At 69.4% G+C, this 21,473-nt stretch carries 23 protein-coding genes; 14 read left to right on the top strand and 9 right to left on the bottom strand.

The features are described from left to right. Window positions 1-2 precede the first annotated feature (2 nt). The 10 genes from VGN45_RS14680 (at window position 3) to VGN45_RS08970 (ending at window position 9,361) form a co-directional block, all read left to right on the top strand. Window positions 3-116 carry a hypothetical protein gene (locus VGN45_RS14680; protein WP_414643421.1) on the top strand — a complete coding sequence of 38 codons (114 nt, stop codon included), beginning with the start codon at window positions 3-5 and terminating at the stop codon, window positions 114-116. Between the two features lie 195 nt (window positions 117-311). Further along, complete coding sequence (locus tag VGN45_RS09010; RefSeq protein ID WP_327461578.1) at window positions 312-491, top strand: Flp family type IVb pilin; 180 nt, start codon at window positions 312-314, stop codon at window positions 489-491. 72 nt (window positions 492-563) lie between these two features. Continuing rightward, window positions 564-1,100, top strand: coding sequence for an A24 family peptidase (locus VGN45_RS09005; RefSeq protein ID WP_327461576.1), 537 nt, complete (start codon window positions 564-566; stop codon window positions 1,098-1,100). 101 nt (window positions 1,101-1,201) lie between these two features. Then, window positions 1,202-2,119 carry a Flp pilus assembly protein CpaB gene (gene cpaB / locus VGN45_RS09000; protein WP_327461574.1) on the top strand — a complete coding sequence of 306 codons (918 nt, stop codon included), beginning with the start codon at window positions 1,202-1,204 and terminating at the stop codon, window positions 2,117-2,119. After that, on the top strand, window positions 2,116-3,522 hold the full coding sequence (locus VGN45_RS08995; protein WP_327461572.1) for a type II and III secretion system protein family protein: 1,407 nt from the start codon (window positions 2,116-2,118) through the stop codon (window positions 3,520-3,522). The genes cpaB and VGN45_RS08995 overlap by 4 nt, the downstream gene beginning before the upstream one ends. Before the next feature lie 8 nt (window positions 3,523-3,530). After that, a complete protein-coding gene (locus VGN45_RS08990; protein ID WP_327461570.1) occupies window positions 3,531-4,199 on the top strand; it encodes a CpaD family pilus assembly protein in 669 nt (222 codons plus the stop codon). Between the two features lie 7 nt (window positions 4,200-4,206). After that, window positions 4,207-5,730 (top strand): AAA family ATPase, encoded by a 1,524-nt coding sequence (locus tag VGN45_RS08985; RefSeq protein WP_327461568.1) that lies wholly within the window; start codon window positions 4,207-4,209, stop codon window positions 5,728-5,730. A gap of 1 nt (window position 5,731) precedes the next feature. Next, entirely contained in the window at window positions 5,732-7,375 is a 1,644-nt protein-coding gene (locus VGN45_RS08980; protein ID WP_327461566.1) for an ATPase, T2SS/T4P/T4SS family, read from the top strand. Between the two features lie 5 nt (window positions 7,376-7,380). After that, the gene (locus tag VGN45_RS08975; RefSeq protein WP_327461563.1) at window positions 7,381-8,361 is read left to right on the top strand and encodes a type II secretion system F family protein; all 981 of its coding nucleotides are present in this window, start codon (window positions 7,381-7,383) and stop codon (window positions 8,359-8,361) included. 10 nt (window positions 8,362-8,371) lie between these two features. Continuing rightward, window positions 8,372-9,361: a type II secretion system F family protein gene (locus VGN45_RS08970; RefSeq protein WP_327461561.1), complete on the top strand. Its 990-nt coding sequence runs from the start codon at window positions 8,372-8,374 to the stop codon at window positions 9,359-9,361. Between the two features lie 13 nt (window positions 9,362-9,374). Here VGN45_RS08970 and VGN45_RS08965 read toward each other — a convergent pair whose 3' ends face one another. The 3 genes from VGN45_RS08965 to VGN45_RS08955 are packed head-to-tail and all read right to left on the bottom strand — an operon-like array spanning window position 9,375 to window position 11,491. Next, window positions 9,375-9,806 carry an SRPBCC domain-containing protein gene (locus tag VGN45_RS08965; RefSeq protein ID WP_327461559.1) on the bottom strand — a complete coding sequence of 144 codons (432 nt, stop codon included), beginning with the start codon at window positions 9,804-9,806 and terminating at the stop codon, window positions 9,375-9,377. 40 nt (window positions 9,807-9,846) lie between these two features. After that, on the bottom strand, window positions 9,847-11,136 hold the full coding sequence (locus tag VGN45_RS08960; RefSeq protein ID WP_327461557.1) for an MFS transporter: 1,290 nt from the start codon (window positions 11,134-11,136) through the stop codon (window positions 9,847-9,849). Window positions 11,137-11,140: 4 nt separating this feature from the next. Then, a complete protein-coding gene (locus VGN45_RS08955; protein WP_327461554.1) occupies window positions 11,141-11,491 on the bottom strand; it encodes a hypothetical protein in 351 nt (116 codons plus the stop codon). Between the two features lie 81 nt (window positions 11,492-11,572). Between VGN45_RS08955 and VGN45_RS08950 the strand changes: the two genes are divergently transcribed. Both VGN45_RS08950 and VGN45_RS08945 read left to right on the top strand, forming a co-directional pair. Then, a complete protein-coding gene (locus tag VGN45_RS08950; RefSeq protein WP_327461552.1) occupies window positions 11,573-12,856 on the top strand; it encodes an amidohydrolase in 1,284 nt (427 codons plus the stop codon). 17 nt (window positions 12,857-12,873) lie between these two features. Then, window positions 12,874-13,122, top strand: coding sequence for a hypothetical protein (locus VGN45_RS08945; RefSeq protein ID WP_327461550.1), 249 nt, complete (start codon window positions 12,874-12,876; stop codon window positions 13,120-13,122). 63 nt (window positions 13,123-13,185) lie between these two features. Here the strand turns inward: VGN45_RS08945 and dapE are convergent, their stop codons facing one another. Further along, a complete protein-coding gene (dapE, locus tag VGN45_RS08940) occupies window positions 13,186-14,331 on the bottom strand; it encodes a succinyl-diaminopimelate desuccinylase (RefSeq protein ID WP_327461548.1) in 1,146 nt (381 codons plus the stop codon). A gap of 42 nt (window positions 14,332-14,373) precedes the next feature. Here dapE and VGN45_RS08935 point away from each other — a divergent pair, with 42 nt between their 5' ends. Both VGN45_RS08935 and VGN45_RS08930 read left to right on the top strand, forming a co-directional pair. Then, entirely contained in the window at window positions 14,374-14,850 is a 477-nt protein-coding gene (locus tag VGN45_RS08935; protein WP_327461546.1) for a cupin domain-containing protein, read from the top strand. Next, window positions 14,847-16,181 (top strand): MFS transporter, encoded by a 1,335-nt coding sequence (locus VGN45_RS08930; RefSeq protein ID WP_327461544.1) that lies wholly within the window; start codon window positions 14,847-14,849, stop codon window positions 16,179-16,181. The genes VGN45_RS08935 and VGN45_RS08930 overlap by 4 nt, the downstream gene beginning before the upstream one ends. 105 nt (window positions 16,182-16,286) lie before the next feature. Here the strand turns inward: VGN45_RS08930 and VGN45_RS08925 are convergent, their stop codons facing one another. From VGN45_RS08925 to VGN45_RS08905, 5 genes are all read right to left on the bottom strand, one after another. Then, entirely contained in the window at window positions 16,287-17,231 is a 945-nt protein-coding gene (locus VGN45_RS08925) for an alpha/beta hydrolase (RefSeq protein ID WP_327461542.1), read from the bottom strand. Between the two features lie 33 nt (window positions 17,232-17,264). Beyond that, complete coding sequence (locus tag VGN45_RS08920) at window positions 17,265-17,462, bottom strand: helix-turn-helix transcriptional regulator (RefSeq protein ID WP_327461540.1); 198 nt, start codon at window positions 17,460-17,462, stop codon at window positions 17,265-17,267. Continuing rightward, the gene (locus tag VGN45_RS08915) at window positions 17,459-17,854 is read right to left on the bottom strand and encodes a hypothetical protein (protein ID WP_327461538.1); all 396 of its coding nucleotides are present in this window, start codon (window positions 17,852-17,854) and stop codon (window positions 17,459-17,461) included. Before VGN45_RS08915 ends, VGN45_RS08920 begins: the two co-directional genes overlap by 4 nt. Window positions 17,855-18,026: 172 nt before the next feature. Next, window positions 18,027-19,748 carry a M1 family metallopeptidase gene (locus tag VGN45_RS08910; protein WP_327461536.1) on the bottom strand — a complete coding sequence of 574 codons (1,722 nt, stop codon included), beginning with the start codon at window positions 19,746-19,748 and terminating at the stop codon, window positions 18,027-18,029. Window positions 19,749-19,759: 11 nt separating this feature from the next. Continuing rightward, complete coding sequence (locus tag VGN45_RS08905; protein WP_327461534.1) at window positions 19,760-21,451, bottom strand: M1 family metallopeptidase; 1,692 nt, start codon at window positions 21,449-21,451, stop codon at window positions 19,760-19,762. Window positions 21,452-21,473: the final 22 nt, after the last annotated feature.

The following is a 21,473-nucleotide window of genomic DNA, read 5'->3' as shown; positions in this document are numbered from 1 at the left end:
TGATCGCCGCCCTGATCGCCGTCGTGATCATCACGGCCGTGACCGCCCTGGGCTCGACCATCAAGACCAAGTTCAACGCCGTCGTGACCGGCATGGGCGGCACCGCCGGCGCCTAAGCCGCGGACGTCCAGTCTTGAAACCTCGGGGAGCCGGGGCCTTCGGGCCCCGGCTCTTCGCATTTCGGGAGACGTCGCCGCATCATGGTGTCCGCGCGCGTCACCACGTTTGGTCGTCGATCGGTAAGACCTGGGGCGCAGCTTGGCCTTACGCGGGGCCTCCCCGCGTCGTCCATCAACCCGCGGAGACAGAAAATGACCCGCTTCATCGAGACGCTCCTGAACGACGAGTCCGGCGCCACCGCCATCGAGTACGGCCTGATCGCCGCCCTGATCGCCGTCGTGATCATCACGGCCGTGACCGCTCTGGGCTCGACCATCAAGACCAAGTTCAACGAGGTGGTGACCGGCATGGGCGGCACCGCCGGCGCTTAAATCGACTCTCTGAACCCGCGGAAGGCCCGGGCGACGCTCGGGCCTTCTTCGATTCAACGGACCTTAACCGCGATGGGGCAGATTGCCCTGATGGACCCGATCCTCTTTCTCCCGCTCAGCCTTCTTCCCGCGCTCGTGATTTTCGCCGGACTGAAGGACCTGACGTCCATGACAATCCCGAACTGGATCTCGGCGACCTTGGTCGTGACCTTCTTCCCCGTGGCGCTGCTGATGGGCCTGCCCGTCATGGCCGTCGCTGCGCATTTGGGCGTGGCTATGGTCGCCCTGTGCGTGACGGCCGGCATGTTCGCCCTGCGCTGGATCGGCGGCGGCGACGCCAAGCTGACCGCCGCCGCGTGCCTCTGGCTGGGCGTGTCGGGCTCAGGAATGTTCCTGCTGTGGACCGGGCTGATGGGCGGTCTGTTCTGCCTGTTCCTGATCTTCGCCCGCTTCCAGGCGCAGACGGCGCTGCCGGCCGGGGCTCCGGGATGGGTGGTCCGTCTGATGGCCCCCAAGGGCGACATCCCCTACGGCGTGGCGATCGCCGCCGGCGCCCTGATGGCCTGGCCGGCCAGCCCGCTGATGAGCATGTACGCCGCCGGCGTCTGAGAGACCGCCGTTTAGGGGCACGTTAACCCGCGGCCCGCCATTGTCTTAACGCAGGCGCCGGAGGTGGAACCTCCGCGATTCGCCCGTGTCGGAGACCGTGGATGAAACCCGCCCGCATCGCCGTGATCTGCGTCGCAGCCGTGGCCGCCATCGGCCTGGCCTTCGTCGTGCGCGCCATGGGCTCGGGCTCGGGAGAGCCGACCCAGGTCGCCGCCGCCGCCCCCGCGCCCGCCGTTCCCATGGCCAAGATACTGGTCGCCGCGCGCGATCTGGAGCCCGGAAAGCGGCTGAGCGCCGACGACATGGAATGGAAGGAAGTGCCGGCCGCCGAGGTGCTGCCCGAACACTTCACCGACGGAACGACGCCGATCCCGGCTCAGCCCGCCGCCGAGGTGAAGCCCGCCGACGGGACCGCCGTCGCCCGCGTCACCCGCGCCGCGACCGACGTCGCCACGGGCGGCGCAAAGTCGGACTGGCTGGGCGCCGTGGTCCGCGAGCCGATCCTGCAGGGCGAGGCCATGCTGGACCGCAAGGTCGTGCGCGCCGGCGACAGCGGCTATCTGGCCGCCTATCTGGAACCCGGCATGCGGGCCATGGCGATCCGCGTCACGGTCGAGACCGCCGCCGGCGGCTTCATCCTGCCCGGCGATCGCGTCGACGTTCTGCTGACGCGCGAGATGAAGCTGTCCGACGCCGCCGGCGAGGATTCCGGCCGCGCCCGCTTCGCCACCAACACCGTCATGGCCAACGTCAAGGTCCTGGCCATCGACCAGACCACCAGCGTCGACGACGACGAGAAGGCCGTCGTCGGCGCCACCGCGACCCTGGAGGTCCGCCCCGGCGACGCCGAGGCCCTGGCCCTGGCCAAGTCCGAGGGCGAGCTGAGCCTGGTGCTGCGGTCCTATGCCGACACCGGCGGTCCGTCCGGACGCGTCGGCCCTTCGCTCGCTCGGACGCCGCGCACCACGACGGTCCGCGTCTTCCGCGGCGGCGATCCTGAAACCGTGGTGGTCCAATGAGACGCCTGACCGTCCTGATCTCCGCAGTCGCCATGGCGCTGGCCCCGACGGCGCCGTCGATCTCGGCCCTGGCCCAGACGCGCGCCGTGGTCGCCGCCGGCGCGACGGCCCAGCTGGTCAATCTGCCCCGCGGCAGCTCCATGGCGGTCGACCTGCCCGCCGACGCGCGCGACGTCATCGTGTCGAACCCGGCCGTGGCCGAGGCCGTGCTGCACTCGCCGCGCCGCATCACCATCATCGGCCTGGCGCCCGGCGAGACCGACGCGGTGTTTTTGGATGCGTCCGGCCGCGCGATCCTGAGCCTGCGGGTCCGGGTCGACGCCGGGGTCTCGGCGCTGCAGGACACGCTGTCCCGGACGCTGCCGGGCGTGAACGTGCGGGCCGAAGCGGTCAACGACAGCATCCTGCTGACAGGCACGGTCTCCAGCCCCGGCGAGGCCGACCGCGTCACCCAGATCGCCCGCGCCTTCGTCAGCGGCCCGGAGAAGGTCATCAACATGATGACCATCGAAGGCTCGGATCAGGTCACCGTCCGCGCCCGCGTGATCGAGGTGCAGCGCACCGCGGTCAAGCAGCTGGGCTTCGACGTCAACGCCATCCTGAACACGATCGGCGACGGGCTCAGCCTGTCGAACGTGGCGACTTTCGCCGTCTCGGGCAGCCAGCTTGGCGGCGGCCAACTGACCTACAACGACGCCAACAACGACGGCGAGGGCGTCACCGGAACGATCCGAGCCTTCGAACGCACCGGCCTGATCCGCATCCTGGCCGAACCCAACGCCACCTCGGTGTCCGGCGAGAACGCCGAGTTCCTGGCCGGCGGCGAGTTCCCGGTGCCGGTCGGCCGCGACGATCGCGGCAACATCCTGATCGAATTCAAGCCCTATGGGGTGCGGCTGGCGTTCCGGCCGATCGTTCTCTCGGGCGGCCGCATCTCTCTGCAGCTGTCGACCGAGGTGTCGGAGCTGACGACGAACGGGGCCTTCACCCTCGGGGGAACGGGGCCCAACGCCCTGGTCATCCCGGCCCTGGCCGTGCGCCGCACCTCGAACACCGTGGAGCTGCCTTCCGGCGGCTCGCTGATGATCGCGGGCCTGCTGCGCGAGGACACGCGCCAGAACATCGACCAGCTGCCGGGGATCGGCGCCCTGCCGGTGCTCGGCGGGCTTTTTCGCTCTCGCGATTATCTGGCCGGCGAAACCGAGCTGGTCATCATCATCGACGCCTTCATCGTGTCGCCGACCTCGCCCAACGCCATGCAGACCCCGGCCGACGGCCTGGTCGTCTCGGGCGACCTGCAGACCCTGCTGTTCGGCCGTCTGACCGAGAAATACGGCGTGCCCGCGCCGCAGGCCGGCGCCGCGCCCGGCTGGCAGGGTCCGGTCGGCTATGTGATCGAATGAGGCCCGCCATGCGCACCCTGCTGATCGCCGTCGCCTGTTCCGCAGGCCTGGCCGCCTGCGCCCAGACGGGCGGCTTGTTCCAGGGCGAGACCCCGCCGCTGACCCCGGCCTCGCGCTATGCTCTGCGGGTGGAGCCGGGCCTGGACCGCATCGCCCTGGCGGTCCACGAGACCGGCCTGTCGGCGGCCCAGACCGACGCCCTGGTCGCCCTGGCTCATCGCTGGAAGCGGGGCGGCGCCGGTCGTCTGTTCGTTCAGAGCCCTTCAGGCGACGACCAGGTGTCGGCCGCCATGGCCTGGACCGTGCACGACGCCCTGGTCCGCTACGGCGTCCCCGCCTCGGCCTTGACGGTGGAAGCGTACGGCGCGCCCGACGCGCGGGCTCCCGTGCTGGTCGGGTTCGAAACCGTCCAGGCCGTCATCCCGAACTGCGCCGCCGAGCGCGGCACGCTGAACGGGCGGGTTTCCAACGGACCGTCGCCGGGTCTGGGCTGCTCGGTGAACGCCAATCTGGCCGCCCAGATCGACGACCCTCGCGACATCGTGCGCCCGCGCGGCATGACGCCGTCGGATTCCGGCCGCGCCGCGGTGGTCTTCGCCTCCTATCGCGCCGGCGAGCCGACCTCCTCGACGCAAGAGGAACTTGTCGCGGGCCGCATTTCGCGGGCGGTGGAATAGGGACGGCATGACCAGCGCCTTCGCCCACAGTCAGACCGAGTTCGAGGACGACGCCTTCGACCTGGACATGGACTACGTCCGTGCCGAGCCCGGCGCCGTCGCGGCGTTCCCGGCCCCAGACGCGGCCCCCGCGCCGCGCGAGCCGCTGCAATTCACGCCGCCCGAGACGCTCCCGGCGACCGCCGCCGCCTTGGCCCCCGTCGCCGCCCATCCCGCGGCGCCGGCGGTCGTCCAGCACGGCGCCGACGCCTTCAATCCGGTCGGAGAGATGATCGCCCATGCGGGCGCGGCCCTGGCGCCCATGGCCGCCGACGTCGCGGTGCCGCGCATCGCCATCCACGTCTTCGCGGAGCGTCAGGACACCCTGGCCGCCGCCGAGCGCGCCGGACAGGACCGCCGCCTGTCGCGCGCCACGACCCAGGTCCGGGTCGGCGGCGTGCCGGCCGCGGTCGAGGCCTATCGCCACGAACCGACCCCGCCGCTGGTCATCGTCGAATCCACCGCCGACCCCATGACGCTGCTGGGGCAGATCGATTCTCTGGCCGAGGTCTGCGACGCGGGCACCAAGGTGGTCGTGATCGCCGCGGTGAACGACATCCTGCTGTACCGCGAGCTGATGCGCCGCGGCGTCAGCGAATATCTGGTCGCGCCCCTTCAGCCCCTGCAACTGATCGCGGCCATAGGCGGCCTGTTCGCCGACCCGGCCCAGCCGTTCGTGGGCCGCACGATCGCCTTCGTCGGAGCCCGCGGCGGCGCGGGCTCCAGTTCGGTGGCGCACAACACCGCCTATGCCATGTCCGAGCGGATCGGCGCCAACACCGTCATCGTCGATTACGACCTGCCGTTCGGCACCGCCGGCCTGGACTTCAACCAGGATCCGCTGAACGGCGTCGCCGACGCGTTGAGCCAGCCCGACCGTCTGGACCCGACCCTGCTGGACCGGATGATGGTCCGCTGCACCGACAAGCTGAGCCTGTTCGCCGCGCCGGCCACCCTGGACGCCGACTGGGACGTCAGCCCGGAGGCCTTCGAGGAGGTCACGACCCAGATCCGCGGCACCGCCCCCTTCGTGGTTCTGGACCTGCCGCACCTGTGGTCCGGCTGGATGCGGCGCGGGCTGATCGCGGCGGACGAGGTCGTGGTGGTGGCGACGCCGGACCTGGCCTCGCTGCGCAACGCCAAGAACATGATCGATCTGATCAAACAGGGGCGGCCCAACGACGCGCCGCCGCGTCTGGTGCTCAACCAGGTCGGCGTGCCGGGCCGCCCGGAGATCCCGGCCAAGGACTTCGGCGCCGCGCTGGGCGTCCACCCCAGCCTGATCATCCCGTTCGAGCCCAAGGTCTTCGGGGCCGCCGCCAACAACGGCCAGATGATCCTGGACCTGAACGGCAAATCGAAGGCCGCCGAGGCCTTCCAGACCCTGGCCCAGATCGTCTCGCGCCGCGAGCTGCCCCAGCTGACCGGCCCCAAGGGCGCCAAGCCCCAGGGCAGGTCGATCTTCGGGTCCTTGTTCAAGAAGAAGGGCTGACATGTTCGGCAAGCGCACAGGCCAGCCGGGCGCCGCCCCGCCGCCGCTGCGCCCGGTTACGCCCGAACCCGCGCCCGCCGCCTTCGCGCCCGAGCCGTCGCAGCCCGCGCCGGGCGTCCAGACCCAGGCCTTCGCCTTCGGCGGCGAAGCGGAGGTCATGGAGCGTCCCGCCTCGCCTCAGCCGCAGGCGGCGCCCCTGTTCCAGTCCGCGCCCAAGGCGACGTCGCCCGCCGCCGATCGCCTCGACGCCCTGGCGTCCCGGCCCAAACCTCAGCCGCAGGCCCCCAAGGCCGAAGGCCCCGGCCCGCGCGCCACGCCCGGCTTCGAACAGCTGAAGAAGGCCCAGGCGGTCGCCGAGATCGTCCGGGAACAGAGCGACTACTACCACGCCACCAAGACGACCATCTTCAACGCCCTGATGAACACGATCGACCTGGCTCAGCTGGCCCAGCTCGATCCCAAGGCGGCGGCCGAGGAGATCCGCGACATCGTCGCCGAACTTGTGGCGATCAAAAACGTCTCGATGTCGGTGGCCGAGCAGGAGCATCTGGTCCAGGACATCGTCAACGACGTGCTGGGCTATGGTCCGCTTGAGCCGCTGCTGAGCCGCGACGACATCGCCGACATCATGGTCAACGGCGCCGGCCGGGTGTTCATCGAGGTCGGCGGCAAGGTCCAGCTGACCAATGTGCGTTTCCGCGACAACGCCCAGCTGATGAACATCTGCCAGCGGATCGTCAGCCAGGTCGGCCGCCGGGTGGACGAGAGCTCCCCGATCTGCGACGCGCGTCTGCCCGACGGAAGCCGCGTCAACGTCATCGCCCCGCCGCTGGCCATCGACGGCGCGACCCTGACGATCCGGAAGTTCAAGAAAGACAAGCTGACGATGAAGAACCTGGTGGAGTACGCCTCCATCAGCCCGGAAGGGGCCCGCGTCCTGGGCGTGATCGGCGCGTCGCGATGCAATCTGGTCATCTCGGGCGGCACGGGCTCGGGCAAGACCACCCTGCTGAACACCCTGACGGCCTTCATCGACCCGACCGAGCGCGTCATCACCTGCGAGGACGCCGCCGAGCTGCAACTGCAGCAGCCGCATGTGGTCCGCCTCGAAACCCGTCCGCCCAACCTCGAGGGGCAGGGCATGATCACCATGCGGGACCTGGTGAAGAACTGCCTGCGGATGCGTCCCGAACGGATCATCGTCGGCGAGGTGCGCGGGCCCGAGGCCTTCGACCTGCTGCAGGCCATGAACACCGGCCACGACGGCTCCATGGGCACGCTGCACGCCAACAGCCCGCGCGAGGCCATCAGCCGGATGGAATCCATGATCACCATGGGCGGCTACGGCCTGCCGTCCAAGACCATCCGCGAGATGATCGTCGGCTCGGTCGACGTCATCATCCAGGCCGCCCGCCTGCGCGACGGTTCGCGCCGCATCACCCACATCACCGAGGTCGTGGGCCTGGAGGGCGACGTGATCGTGACCCAGGACCTGTTCGTCTACGAGATCACCGGCGAGGACGAGAACGGCAAGATCATCGGCCGTCACCGCTCGACCGGCATCGCCCGTCCCCGCTTCTGGGACCGCGCCCGCTACTACGGCCTGGAGCGCGAACTGGCCGAAGCCCTGGACGCGGCGGAGTAGGGCCGATGCTGGAGATTCTCGCCGGCATCCTCGGCTTCGTCGTCATCGGCTCGCTGGGTTGGGTCTTCGTCGGCGGCGACGATTCCAGCGCCCAGGCGTTGAAGCGCGCCCAGACCTTCGGCGGCCCCAAGACCGACAACGCCAAGTCCAAGAAGGCCGCCGCGGCCGCGAACACGCCGGAAGCCCGGCGCAAGCAGATCCTGACCCAGCTGCAGGAGGCCGACCGCGCTCAGCGCAAGGCCCGCATGACCATGGCCGCCAAGCTTAAGCAGGCGGGTCTGGGGATCACTCTGCGCACCTTCGTCATCGTCAGCGTGGCGGTCGGCCTGATCGCGGGCCTGCTGCCGCTGGTGTTCGGGGCGAACCCGATCCTGGCCTTGGGGCTGGCGATCGTCTTCGGTCTGGGCCTGCCGCGCTGGGTCGTCGGCATGCTGGGCAAGCGGCGGATGAAGAAGTTCGGCAGCCTGTTCCCGGACGCGGTCGACGTCATCGTGCGCGGCATCAAATCAGGCCTGCCGGTGCACGACTGCTTCAAGATCATCGCGCGCGAAAGCCCCACCCCGTTGGGGCCGGAGTTCCAGCGCCTGGTCGATTCTCTGGCCGTCGGTCAGACCCTGAGCCAGTCGTTGGACAAGATGTACGAGCGCATGCCGACGCCGGAACTGAAATTCTTCGCCATCGTCATGGCCATCCAGCAGAAGACGGGCGGCAACCTGGCCGAGGCGCTGTCGAACCTGACCACCGTGCTTCGCGCCCGCAAGATGATGGGCGAGAAGATCAAGGCCCTGTCGTCGGAAGCGACCGCGTCCGCCGGCATCATCGGCTCCCTGCCGCCGGCGGTCATGATCCTCGTGACCCTGACCACGCCGGCCTACATGATGCTGATGTTCACCGATCCGCGCGGCCAGTTCATGCTTCTGGTCGCCGTCCTCATGATGAGCCTCGGGGTGTTCGTCATGAAGAAGATGATCGCGTTCAAGTTCTGAGGAGCGCGACATGTCGGACCTGATGGGCTTCCTCACCAACCCGCAGAACCTGCTGAGCCTGGCGGTCGGGGTGCTGGCGTTCGCGGCGATCCTGGGCGTGCTGACCGGCATGAGCGGCGGGGCCAAGCTGGACCAGCGGATGAAGGCCGTCGGCGAGCGTCGGGACGAGCTGAAGCGGCGGTCGCGTCAGGCCATCGCCCAACAGGGTCAGGGGCCGGGCGGCCTGCGCCACTCGGACGACGGCTTCAAGAAGCGCGTGGTCGAGCGCCTGAACCTGACCAAACTGCTGGAAGACCCCAAGGTCGCCGAGAAGATGGCCCAGGCGGGCTATCGTGGGCCCAAACCGCTGACGACCTTTTATTTCTTCCGATTCTCCATGCCGTTCGTCTTCTTGGCGGTGGCAGTCTTCTACCTGTTCATCTTCAACGACTTCGGCCTGCCGCTGATGACGCGGGTGCTGGCCGTGGCCGTGGCGACGGTGATCGGCTTCTATGCGCCGAACCTGTTTCTGGAGAACCGCATCTCCAAGCGCCGCACCTCGATCATGCAGGCGTTCCCGGACGCGCTGGACCTGCTGCTGATCTGCGTGGAGGCCGGCATGTCGATCGAGGCGGCGATCCAGAAGGTCAGCCAGGAGATCGGCGGATCGTCCATCGACCTGGCCGAGGAGCTGACCCTGCTGTCGGCCGAACTCAGCTATCTACCCGACCGCCGCATGGCCTATGAGGGGCTGGCCAAACGCACCAATCACCCCGGCGTCCGCTCGGTCGCCACCGCCATGACCCAGGCCGAGACCTACGGCACGCCGCTGGGCACGGCGTTGCGCACCATGGCCAAGGAAAACCGCGAGATGCGCCTGTCCGCGGCGGAGAAGAAGGCCGCGGCCCTGCCGGCCAAGCTGACCGTGCCGATGATCATCTTCTTCCTGCCGGTGCTGTTCATCGTCATCCTGACGCCGGCGATCATCAACATCCAGGACACGATGGCCAAGGGCGGGTGAGGTATCGAAAGGGTCACCCCTCCGCGTTCGCCTTGATCGCCTCGCCGATCGACTCCGCCGCCCGCTTCAGCTTGGCGCGGTGCTTGTCGAAGAACATCTCGCCGCGCAGGCCCTTGAAGATCCAGCCGTTGGAGACGATGCAGGCGCCGGGTTCCAGCTCCTCGATCTCGTAGTAGCGGATAGAGCGGAACCACAGGCCGCGGTTCTCGACCCAGATCAGCTGGGCCAGCGGCTGCCATTCCGTCACCTTGGCGACGGCGCGACGCTCGCCGACGCCGTCTATGGTCTCGGTCAAGGCCAGGTCGCCGCCGAAGGCGATGGTTCCCTCGACGGTGGTTTCGACCGGGTTCCAGCGGTCCCAGGAGGGCAGGTCGGCGATCAGATCCCAGATGCGGTCGGACGGGGCCTGCACCCCGACGCGCTTTTCGATGCGAGCGATGTCCATGACGGTCGTCTGGCATGCCCAGGCGGCGGAGAAAAGACCGTCAGCGAGCCCCCTCCGGTCCCGGCTGGCTGGCCGGTTGGACGTCCGGGGCCGGGCGCTCCTCGCGGTCCGGCAGATCGGGCGGCGGCGAGCGCAGGCCCTTGAGCGTGAACGCCAGAACCAGCGCCAGCCCGGCCATGGCCAGGTTGAGCACGAACGGCGCCGGCTCGGTCCATTCGTACAGCGCCACCCCGATCACCGGCGGGAACAGGAAGCTGATGCCGGCCAGCGCCATCATCAGTCCCGCTACCGCGCCCTGGTCGCCGGGACCGACCGCCAGCGACGACCCCGCCGTGAAACCCGGCCGCGCGAAGCCCAGGCCCAGCGAGACCAGGGCATAGCCGACCACGACGGCGAAGAAGTCCGGGGCCCCCACACTCATCAGATTGCCGACCAGCGCCAGCGCTGCGCCCCACCGCATCAGTCCGCGCGGCTGCATGTTCAGCAGGGGGATCAGCCCCCACTGGGCCAGCAGCGTCGCCGCCGCGCCCGCGAACATCGCCAGGCCGATGAAGGGCTGGGCCTGGGTCGCGCTCATGCCCTGGGCGGCCAACTCGTCGATGACGTGGAAGCCCAGGACGGAGATGTTCACCGCCTGCACGCCGGTGACCAGGACGCCGAACATCAGATGGCCCGAGATGCGCGGGTCACGCCACAGGTGGCGACTGGGCGGCAGTTCCCGCGCCTGACGCGGCACTTCCCCGGAGGGCAGGGACCGCCACACCCAGATCAGAACTCCGGCGCCGATCAGGGCGAAGACGTACATCGGGCCGGCCAGCCCGACGACCGGCAGCACCAGAAACGGCGCCAGCGTCGGCCCGATCACCGTGCCCAGCCCCTGGGCCGAGGCCAGCATGGACATGGCGCGCGTCCGCTCCTGCGGCGTCGTGCGGTCGGCGACGTAAGCCTGGGAGGCGATGGGCGCGGCCGAACCGAACAGGCCATAGACCGCCCGCGCGGTGGCCATCAGGGTGAAGGCCAGCCCGGCGCCCAGCCATCCCTCCAGCCCCGCCGTCGTGGCGACGCCGAAGCCGGCCATGGAAACCACGAACCCGGTCAAACCCAGCTGGATCGTGCGCTTGCGGCCCCAGACGTCCGACCGTCGAGCCCAGATGGGGCTGGCGATCGTCCACAGCAGCGCGGAGAGGGCGAAGGCGCCGGCCACCAGGGTGTCGGCCAGGCCGAACTCACGCCCGATCGTCGGCAGAACCGATTGCAACGCCATGTTGCCGCCCGCCGCGATCAGGCTGACCAGAAAAAGGATGGCGAAGGCCTGGGAGCGCAGATTCACCCGGTCACTCCGCCGCCAAGGGGCGCGGCGGGGCCTTCAGCCGGCGGCCGTCGTCCAGACCCAGCCGAGCCTTGATCTCAAGCAGGTCCGTTCCGGGCGCGATCACCAGGAGCTCCGTCGGACGGGCGGCGTTGACGGCGACGACCGACTTCTTCGGACAGACGTCGAAACAGTCTGTCCAGCGGACGGTGATCTCGGCCTTCCGGCCCTTGCCCGCCTTCAGATACTTCTTCAGCGCCTTCTTCAGGTGCTTGTCGCCGTCGGGACCGAAGCCCTGGTCGTCCAGCTTCTTCGAGCATTTGCGGCACACCAGGACGACGTCCTGCCAGCGGGTCTTGGCGGCCTTGATGGGCATGGTCTGCAGATCGACGTTCCGGACGACTTGCGCAACCCCGCAAGAGGGCCGCATCGTGCCGGAAACGCCGGGGGACTTCTCATGATCCGCACGCTCGCCGTCGCCGCCGCCCTGATCGCGGCCCTGCCGGTCCAGGCCCAGGTCCGCGCGCCCGACGCGGCGATCGCCGCCGTCATGCCCGACGTCGTGGCCTGGCGGCGCGACTTCCACGCCAATCCTGAACTGGGCTTCGCCGAGCACCGCACCGCCGCCGCCGTCGCCGCCCACCTGCGGTCGCTGGGGCTGGAGGTGCACGAGGGCGTGGGCAAGACGGGGGTCGTCGGCGTGCTGCGCGGGGCCCGGCCGGGCAAGACGGTGGCCTTGCGCGCCGACATGGACGCCCTGCCGGTGCAGGAGGCGACGGGTCTGCCCTTCGCCTCCACCGCGACAGGGACCTACATGGGGAACACCGTGCCGGTCGCCCACGCCTGCGGCCATGACGCCCACATCGCCATGCTGATGGGCGCCGCCGAGGTTCTGGCGGGCATGAAGGACCAGATATCGGGCACCATCGTCTTCATCTTCCAGGCGGCGGAGGAGGGGGCGCCTCCCGGTGAGCCGTTGGGCGGCGCCGCGCTGATGGTTCAGGAGGGCGTGCTGGACCGCTTCGGCGTCGAGGCCATCTTCGGCCTGCACGTCGTGCCGGGCGAGCCGGGATCTATCTGGTGGCGGCCACAGGGCTTCATGGCCGCGTCCGACCGCGTCGACATCGTGCTTAAGGGCAGGCAGACGCATGGCGCCTGGCCGTGGAAGGGCGTGGACGTCATCGCCGCCTCGGCCGCCGTGGTGCAGACCGTCAACACCCTGACGGCGCGCACCGTCGATCCGACCACGACGCCGACGGTCTTCACCATCGCCACGCTGGACGCCGGCGTCCGCTACAACATCATCCCGGATCAGGCGGTGCTGTCGGGCACGTTGCGCACCTTCGACGTGGAGCAGAGAAACGCCCTCGTCGCCCGCGCCGAGACCGCGATCGGCCACGTGGCGGCGGCGCATGGGGCGACGGCCGAGTTCTCGGTGCGGCAGAACGCGGCTCTGGTCTACAACGATCCGGAGCTGTCCGGCTGGCTGACGCCGGTGCTGGAGACCGTGTCTCCTGGCAAGGTGAACCCGGCCGCCCCGCCCACGACGGTGGCCGAGGACTTTTCCTATTTTCAGCAGAAGGTTCCGGGCGTCTTCTTCCACCTGGGCGCCTCGGCCGACGGCGTGAACCCCGCCGACAGCCCGCCCAACCACTCGCCTCAGTTCGACGTCAACGAGCGCGTTCTGGAAACCGGCGTGCGCGCGCACGTGACGATCGCGCTGAGTTATTTGGAGCGCTGAGGACTGTGAAGGCGCCAATGTCCATCAACACGATAAAAGACCCGCAGTGGCAAGAAATCATCCGTTACGTAGGCAAGCACGGAGAATTTTCTTTTGTGCACGATAAGTTCGATCGAATCACATCAACTCTTTCTGATGAACAAGTTGTCGCCTTTTACCAAGCAATTCTTGAAGGATCGGGAAGGCATGAAGAGGAGTGGCGAGACGAATTCTTAAGCCTGTTTCCTGCGGCCGAAGTGCTCATCCCCGACCCGCTTACTTATTGAGGCTGGTTAGCATGCCCGTCGGAATCGCCGCCGGCGTTTTCAGTCTCCTGCCAAAGGAGAGGATCAGCGTGCGAAGAACCCCCGGATCACCCGCCCATAGACGCCGGTCAGGGCCTCCAGCTCGGCGACCGGCACGCGCTCGTCGATCTGGTGCATGGTCTGGCCGACCAGACCCAACTCCAGCACCGGGCACAGGGCGCGGATGAAGCGCGCGTCCGACGTGCCGCCGGTGGTCGAGGCTTCGGGCCGGACGCCGGTCTCCGCCTCCACTGCGTCTTGAACCATGCGTACGAAGGGTCCGGGCTCGGTCAAGAAGGCGTCGCCGGACCACAGGTGTTCAGTCGTGACGGTGACGCCCGGGACCTCGGCCGCCTTCGCCCGTTCGTCCAGCCAGGCCATGAGGCCGTCGCCCGTATGGGTGGGGTTGAAGCGGATGTTCAGCCGCCCCCGCGCCTCGGCCGGAATCAGATTCGTCGCCGTGTTGCCGACGTCGAGCGTGGTGATCTCCAGGTTCGAGGGCTGGAAGGCGACATACCCTTCATCGAGCCGGTGATCGGCCAGCTCGGTCATCAGTCGCGCCAGCACCGGCGCGGGGTTCGCCGCGCGGTCGGGATAGGCGACGTGACCCTGTTTGCCCTTCACCGTGATCCAGGTGTTCAGCGAACCGCGCCGGCCGATCTTGATCATGTCGCCGAGGCGCTGCTGCGACGACGGCTCGCCCACGATGCAGGCGTCGACGACCTCGCCCTCGGCCTGCAGCGCCTGCACCACGCGCTTGGTGCCGTGCAGGGCCGGGCCCTCCTCGTCGCCGGTGATCAGGAACGACAGCGAGCCGGGAACCTCTCCCGCCGCCAGCACTCGGCTGACCGCAGCGACCCAGGCGGCGATCCCGCCCTTCATGTCCACGGCGCCGCGGCCGATCACCACGCCCTCGCGCAGCTCCGCCTCGAACGGATCGGCCGACCACGCCTCCGGCGCGCCCGTCGGCACCACGTCGGTGTGCCCCGCGAAGCAGAGGTTCGGTCCCTCCGTGCCGCGCCGGGCGTACAGATTCTCGATGCCCTCAAAGGGCATCCGCCGCACGACGAAGCCCATGTCCTCCAGCAGGCCGTGCAGGACGTCCATCGCCCCAGCGTCGATCGGAGTCACCGAGGGACGGCGGATCAGGTCGCGGGTCAGCTGGACGGGATCGATGGGTGCGAGGCTCATGAGACTCGTGCTTAAGGGGTGCGCGCACACGGGAGAAGGCCCATGCCCAAGATCGATCTGGCCGCCGCGCCCAGCCGGGACGGGACGGCCTATCCCGAACCCTATGACGCGCCCTGCCGGGCCCGCCGGCGCAAGCGTCTGGGCAATGCGGCCGGCCTGAGCCAGTTCGGCGTCAACCGGTTGGAACTCGATCCGGGAACATGGTCGTCGCAGCGGCACTGGCACTCCGGCGAGGATGAGTTCGTCATGGTTCTGGAGGGCGAGGTGGTGCTGGTCGAGGACGACGGCGAGACGGTGCTGCGCGCCGGGGACTGCGCCGGCTTTCCCAAGGGCGTGGCGAACGGCCATCACCTCGTGAACCGCTCCGATCGCCTTGCCGTGGTGCTCGAGGTCGGCGGCCGCCATCCGGACGACGACCGGGTCGAATACCCCGACATCGACCTGACCTTCGACGGGCGGGAGAGCTTCTATCGCCATCGCGACGGCACGCCGTACCCGGGGCGGGGCCGGGTGAAGTGACGGACGCACCCGAGGCGCCCCAGCCGATCACCACCGACGTCGCCCAGGACGCGCGGGACGCCCACGGGACGAACCCCTGGCGCAATCCCGACTTCCGCCGCCTGTGGGTCGGGCGGCTGGCGGCGGTGCTGGCGATCCAGACCCAGGGCGCCGCCCTGCTGTGGCAGGTCTACGACATCGCCCGCCGGGACCATCCGATCGAGCAGGCCAGCCTGTATCTGGGCCTGATCGGTCTCGTGCAGTTCCTGCCGCTTCTGGCCCTGACCTTGCCGGCGGGCGAGATGGCCGACCGTCTGGACCGCAAGCGCACGGTGATCCTGTCGATCCTGGTCGAGGGGCTGTGCGCCGCCATCTTCCTGGCCTTGGCCCTGCACGGGAGCCCGCCGCTGTGGGCGCTGCTGGCCACCGCCGCCCTGTTCGGCGCGGCGCGGGCGTTCCTGGCGCCGGCCAGCCAGGCTTTCCTGCCGATGGTGGTCGGCCGCGCCGCCCTGCCGCGCGCGATCGCCGCCCAGTCGATCGCTTTCCAGACCGGCAGCATCGCCGCGCCGGCGCTGGCGGGTCTGATCGTGGGCGTCGCCGTGCCCTATGCCTATGCCGTCGCGCTCGGCCTGTTCGGCGTCGGCCTGTTCTGCATCTCGACCATCAGGACGTCGGGCAAGCCGCTGCGCGAGCGCACGCCCTTCAGCGCGCGGGCCATGTTCGACGCGGTCGGCGTGGGGCTGAGGTACGTCTGGAACACCAAGGTGGTGCTGGGCGCCATCTCGCTGGATCTGGTCGTGGTTCTGCTGGCCGGCGTGGCGCTGCTGACGCCGATCTTCGCGCGCGACATCTTCCATGTGGGGGCCGAGGGGTTCGGGATCCTGCGCGCCTCGTTCGGCCTCGGCGCCCTGCTGATGGCGGGCTGGCTGGCGCGCTTTCCCATCGTGCGGAGGGGCGGCGTCTGGATGTTCGGCGCGGTGGCCCTGTTCGGCCTTTCCGCCCTGACGTTCGGCGTCTCGGGCTGGGGCGCGATGACGTACGGCTGGACCGATCTGGCCTGGGTCGCCGGCGTCGCCCTGTTCCTGGCCGGGGCCGCCGACATGATCAGCGTCAACATCCGCCAGACCCTGATCCAGCTGGCCACGCCCGACGAGATGCGCGGCCGCGTCTCGTCCGTGTCGATGCTGTTCATCGGCGCATCGAACGAGCTGGGCGAGTTCTACACCGGCTTCGCCGTCCGCATCCTGGGCCCGATCGGCGCCGCCCTGTTCGGGGGCTCGGCCGCGATCGCCTCCGTCGGCCTGTGGAGCTGGCTGTTCCCGGGGCTGAGGAAGGCGGATCGGTTGAGCTGAGACCGCTCTCACGCGCTCGCCATCGGGCAATACATTCGGCGACACAAATGCCGGACAATCCGTCTCCCCGAGGCGGCGACAAGCGTGACAACGTCGACATCGGTCTCAAGGGGCGAGGAACCGGTCCACGATCGCGAAGAACGCCTCCGGCTGGTCGGCCATGATGAAGTGGCGGGCGCCGTCGACGCGCTCCAGCGTCAGGTTCGGCGTGCCGGCCCATTCGCGCGTCCACATCGCGTCGGCCAGGGCGGCGGGCGCGCCGCCGTCGGCGTCGGCGGCATAGACGGCCCAGACGGGCGTGCTCATGGCGGCCAGCCCCGGCCGCGCGTCGGTGGTCATGACGTCCGAGATGGCGGCCCCCAGGGCCCGGCGGTCGGAGGCGACCGACCACTCCACCATGGCCAGCCGCATCGCCGGATCGCGCGCCAGCCCGTTCGCGCCCTGGGTCTGGCCGGCGCGGAAGGCGGCGTCGTCGGGCTCGGTCATCGACGCCGATGCCTGGGCTGCGAACGGGCGCGCGGTCTCGACCGTCACTTGGGGCCCGAACAGGGCGCTGAAGAACGGCAGGCTGTCCACGCTCATGACCCGGCCGACCAGATCGGGCCGGGCCTGCGCCAGCAGCAGGGCCGACAGCCCGCCCATGGAGTGGCCGATGACCGCGGGCCGCTCCAGCCCCTGCGTCTCCACATAGGCGGCCAGGGCCTCGATCACCGGCGCCACGAAGGGCCCGTCGCCGTGCGTCCACGGCTCGCCGGCGAAGCCCGCCAGCTGGACCAGATGCACCCGGTGCGTGGCCGCCAGCCTCTGGGCCAGCGGGCGCCACACCTCCCGGCTGGAGGCGAAGCCGGGGATCAGGATCACGTCGGGGCCCTGACCCATGACCTCCACCGAGATGCGGCCGTCGCGGAAGACGGGGTCGGCGGGGGCGACGGTCTGGGCCTCGGCCCGGCCCGCGATCAGGGCTGCCCCGCCGACGGCGAGGGCCAGGGCGGAGGCGGCGAACAGGGCGCGCAGGGTCGCACGCCCCGCGAAGCGGCGCATGATCATCATGGTCGTGTTTCCTTGGGTTGGGTCGCCCGGAGATCAGGCGTGGGGGTTTTCGAAGATCTCTTCCACCGGCCGTTCGAACAGCACGGCGATGCGGTAGGCGAGGTCCAGCGACGGGTCGTGCTTCTCGGTCTCCAGCGCGTTGACCGCCTGTCGCGACACGCCCAGCGCCTGACCCAGCTGCTCCTGCGTCCAGCCGCGCTCGACGCGCAGCAGCTTCAGCCGGTTCTTCATCGCGTGCTCCGGATGAAGGGTGAAATCACCCCGAAGCAGGCCCAGAAGATGGGATAGACCATCCACGCCGAGACGTGGGGCGCGTCGGCGAAGCTCTCGCCGAAGCCCCAGAACGTGGCCAGCGCCATCGTCGCGCCGGTCGCGGCGATGAAGCGGCGGGCCGTCAGTTCGCGCACGAACTCGTCGGACTCGGCCATCAGTCCGAGCGTCGCCCAGATCTGTCCGACGATCGGGGCTGAAGCGGCCGCCGCCAGCACCCAGCCGGCGGCCGGCGTGGCGGCGTCCCACGCGTCCGTCATGGCGAACGTCATGACCGCGACGTAGGCCGTCATGAAGGCCAAGGTTCGGATCACGTACCGCCGAGCTGCGGGGGTGAACTGTGCGGACGCCATGTCATGTCCTCCTGACGCGATGTAAGGATAACATGACATTCATTAGATGTCAGGTCAACATGACTTTTCGTCAGGACATGCTGACGTCATTGGAGCGCGGACCTCCAGGTCCGCGTGCCGGCTCCAAGACGCGGACCTGGAGGTCCGCGCTCCTTATGTCCTTCGCCTGACGTCAGTTCCGCCGTCGCTGGGCCGCCTGCCAAGCCTCGAACTCGTCCACCACGTCCGACTGGCGCAGCACCTTTCCGTACGGGTCGATGACGTAGTGAGCCCCGGCGGGCAGGGTGATCTCGCCCCGGCCGCCGGTCATCGGCACGGTCTGCACCTGACCGCGGACCTCCACCTCGACCGGCAGGGGGAAGGGCGCGCCGTTCCCGGTCTTCCATTCCAGGGTCAGCCGGTCGCCCTCGCGCGTCTCGACGAGGTCTGGGATGGCCGCCTGGTACAGATAGCCCTCGAAGAACCAGTCCAGATCCTGGCCCGTCACCCGGTTGACGATGTCCATGTACTCGCGGGTCGAGGCGAAGCGCGGCTCGAAATTGCCCGGACGCGGATCGTCGCGGCCGTAGATCAGCAGCCGCAGCGAGCGATAGAAGGCGTCGTCGCCGATCAGATGCCGCAGGGTGTGCGCCACCAGCGACGCCTTGTCGTAGACGTCGTTGCCCGGCCCGGCGACGCTGGTCTCCTCGTCGGTGATCGTGCGCCCGGAGACGATCGGGTGTTCGTTGCCCAGTCCCAGCCGCTGGCCCATCAGCTCCGCCTGGAACAGACGGTCGCCGTGCAGCCAGCGCAGGTAGAGCGGCTGCATGTAGGTGCCCAGCCCCTCGTGAAGCCAGATGTCGTCCAGCACCCCATGGGTCATCTGGTTGCCGAACCACTCGTGGGCCAGCTCGTGGTGCAGCAGCCAGTCGTAGCCCTTGTGGTCCTTGCGGTACTGGTTGCCGTAGGCGTTCAGCGTCTGGTGCTCCATGCCCAGATGCGGCGTCTCGACCACGCCCATCTTCTCGTCGCCGAACGGATAGGGGCCGATCACCTCCTCGAAGAACTGCAGCATCAGCGGAAACTCGGCGAACAGGTCGTCCACCTTGGCCGGATCGTCCGAGCGCAGGTGCCAGTAGCTCATCTGGATGTCGTTGCCGAAGCGGCTGCGATAGGTCGCGGTCTTCTCCACGAACGGGCCGACGTTGATGGAGACGGCATAGGTGTTCATCTGCCCGGCGGACCAGCTCCAGGTCGTGGTGCCGTCGCCGTTGTCGCGCTTGCCGGTCAGCCGCCCAGGCCCCGGCGCGGCCAGGTTCGACGGCACGGTGAAGTGCATGTCGACACGGCGCGGCTCTGCCGTCGGCCAGTCGATGCACGGCCAGATCATGTCGCAGCCGTCGCCCTGAACGGCCGTGGCGATCCACGGCTCGCCGGAGGGCGCCGTGCGCCACACCCAGCCGCCGTCCCACGGCGCGTTGCGGGCCGGGTGGGGCACGCCCGCATACGTCACCCGCACCTGCACCGACTGCCCGGCGCGCAGGCGGCGGGGCAGGGTGATGGTCATCCGCCCTTCGGGATTGGTCCAGGCCGAGCGGGGCAGGGCGCGGCCGTCGATGGCCACCTCAGACACGTCGAAGCGCACGTCCAGGTCCAGAGCCAGCCGCTCCAGCGGCGCCGTGGCGGTGAAGTCCAGCGTCGAGACGCCCTCGATCGACTTCGTCTCCGGCAGAATCCTGAACGCCAGATCCGCCTTGTCGAACCGCATCGCCTCCTGCTCCGGCGCGCGGGGGCGGCTGCTGTCGCGGGTCCACTCGGTGGAGGTGCGCTGGGCCGGGGCCTCCTGCGCCAGGGCCGCGGTCGTCAGCGACAGGCCTGCGGTCAGCGCCAGAACGGCGGTCAGGGTCTTCGTCATTCGGCTTCCTCTCAGCGGCGGCGCAGGCGATCGACCAGCGGATCCTGGCGCAGCACCTTGTTGTCGGGATCGATCACCACCACGGCGTCGGCCGGCACGTCCAGCGCGCCGCGGCCGCCGGTCATCGACACGGTGCGGACCTGGCCGTTCACCGACACCTCCAGCGGCATGGGGAAGACGCCGGCCGGCGTGGACCAGCTCAGTTCCAGCCGGTTCCCCTGCCGCGTCTGGGTCAGCACCGGCAGGGACGCCTCATACAGATAGGCGTTGAAGAACCAGTCGTAGTTCTGGCCCGTCACCTCGTTGACGATCTGGTTGTACTGCGGCGTCGACCGGGTCTGGGGCTCGAAATTGCCCGGGCGCGGGTCGGCGCGACCATAGGTCAGGATGCGCAGCGACTCGTAGAAGTCCTCGTCGCCGATCGTCATGCGCAGGGTGTGCGCCACCAGCGAGCCCTTGGAATAGATGTCTCCGCCCGGGCCGCCCGGCCGATTGTAGACGTCGTTCACGGTCTTGGGCGTCCGCGACACGATCGGCGCGCGGTTCAACAGGCCGTCGCGCTGGTCCGCCAGTTCGCGCTGCATGTAGCGGTCGCCGCGCAGCCAGCCCGCATAGAGCGGCTGCATGTAGCTGCCCAGCCCCTCGTGCAGCCACATGTCGTCGGCGTTCCAGTTGGTCAGCTGGTTGGCGAACCATTCGTGGCTGAACTCGTGCTGCAGCAGCCAGTCATAGCCGCGCCCGTCGATCCGGTACTGGTTGCCGTAGGCGTTCAGCGTCTGGTGCTCCATGCCCAGGTGCGGCGTCTCCACCACGCCCATCTTCTCGTCGGCGAAGGGGAAGGGGCCGATCACGGCCTCGAAGAAGTCCAGCATCTGCGGGAACTCCGCGAACAGCCGTTCCACGTCCTCCGGCTTGTCGGACTTCAGATGCCAGAAATGCATCGGGATCTCATTGCCGAACCGGCTCTGATACGTGGCGGTCCGCTCGACGTAGGGCCCGACGTTCAGGGTGATGGCATAGATGTTCGGCCGCTCGATCGACCAGGCCCAGGTCGTGGTGCCGTCGCCGTTGTCGGTCTTGCCCTGAAACGTGCCCGGCCCGGGCGCCGAGACGTTCGACGGCACGGTGAAGCGCACGTCCGCCGCCTCCGGCTCGCCCGCCGAGTTGTCGATGCAGGGATAAAGCAGGTCGCAGCCGTTCAGCTGAAACGCCGAGGCCACCCACGGCTCGCCCGTGGGCGCGGTGGCCCACACCACGCCGCCGTCCCACGGCGCGCGCGGCGCGACGCGCGGGCTGCCGGCCCATTTGACGCCCATGCGCACCGTCTGGCCGGCGGCTAGGGGGCGAGGCAGCTGGGCCGTCAGCCGCCCCTGCGGGTTGCTCCAGCGCTCGCGCGGCACCACCACGCCGTCGACGGTGACCTCAGACACGTCGAACACCGTGTCCAGCTCGACCGACAGCTTGTCTGTGGGCGCCAGCACGCCGAACTCCAGCACGCTCTCGCCCCGCACCGCCTTCTGCTCGGGCAGGACGGTCAGATGCAGCTCCATCTTGTCGAACCGCACCGCCTCCTGCTCCGGCGCGCGGGGATTGTCCGTCTCCAGCGTGAACGGGGTGGACGTCCGCGCCGCGTCCTGAGCGACGGCGGGGGCGGCGACGGCCAGGCAGGCGGCGGCGATCAGGGCGAGACGGGAAGCGGCCACGGCGGACTCCTCGGAAATCGGG

Source organism: Brevundimonas sp. (genome assembly GCF_035999125.1).
Lineage (GTDB): Bacteria > Pseudomonadota > Alphaproteobacteria > Caulobacterales > Caulobacteraceae > Brevundimonas.
Note: the sequence above shows the minus strand (reverse complement) of the source record. Positions and strands in the feature narration are given on the sequence as shown.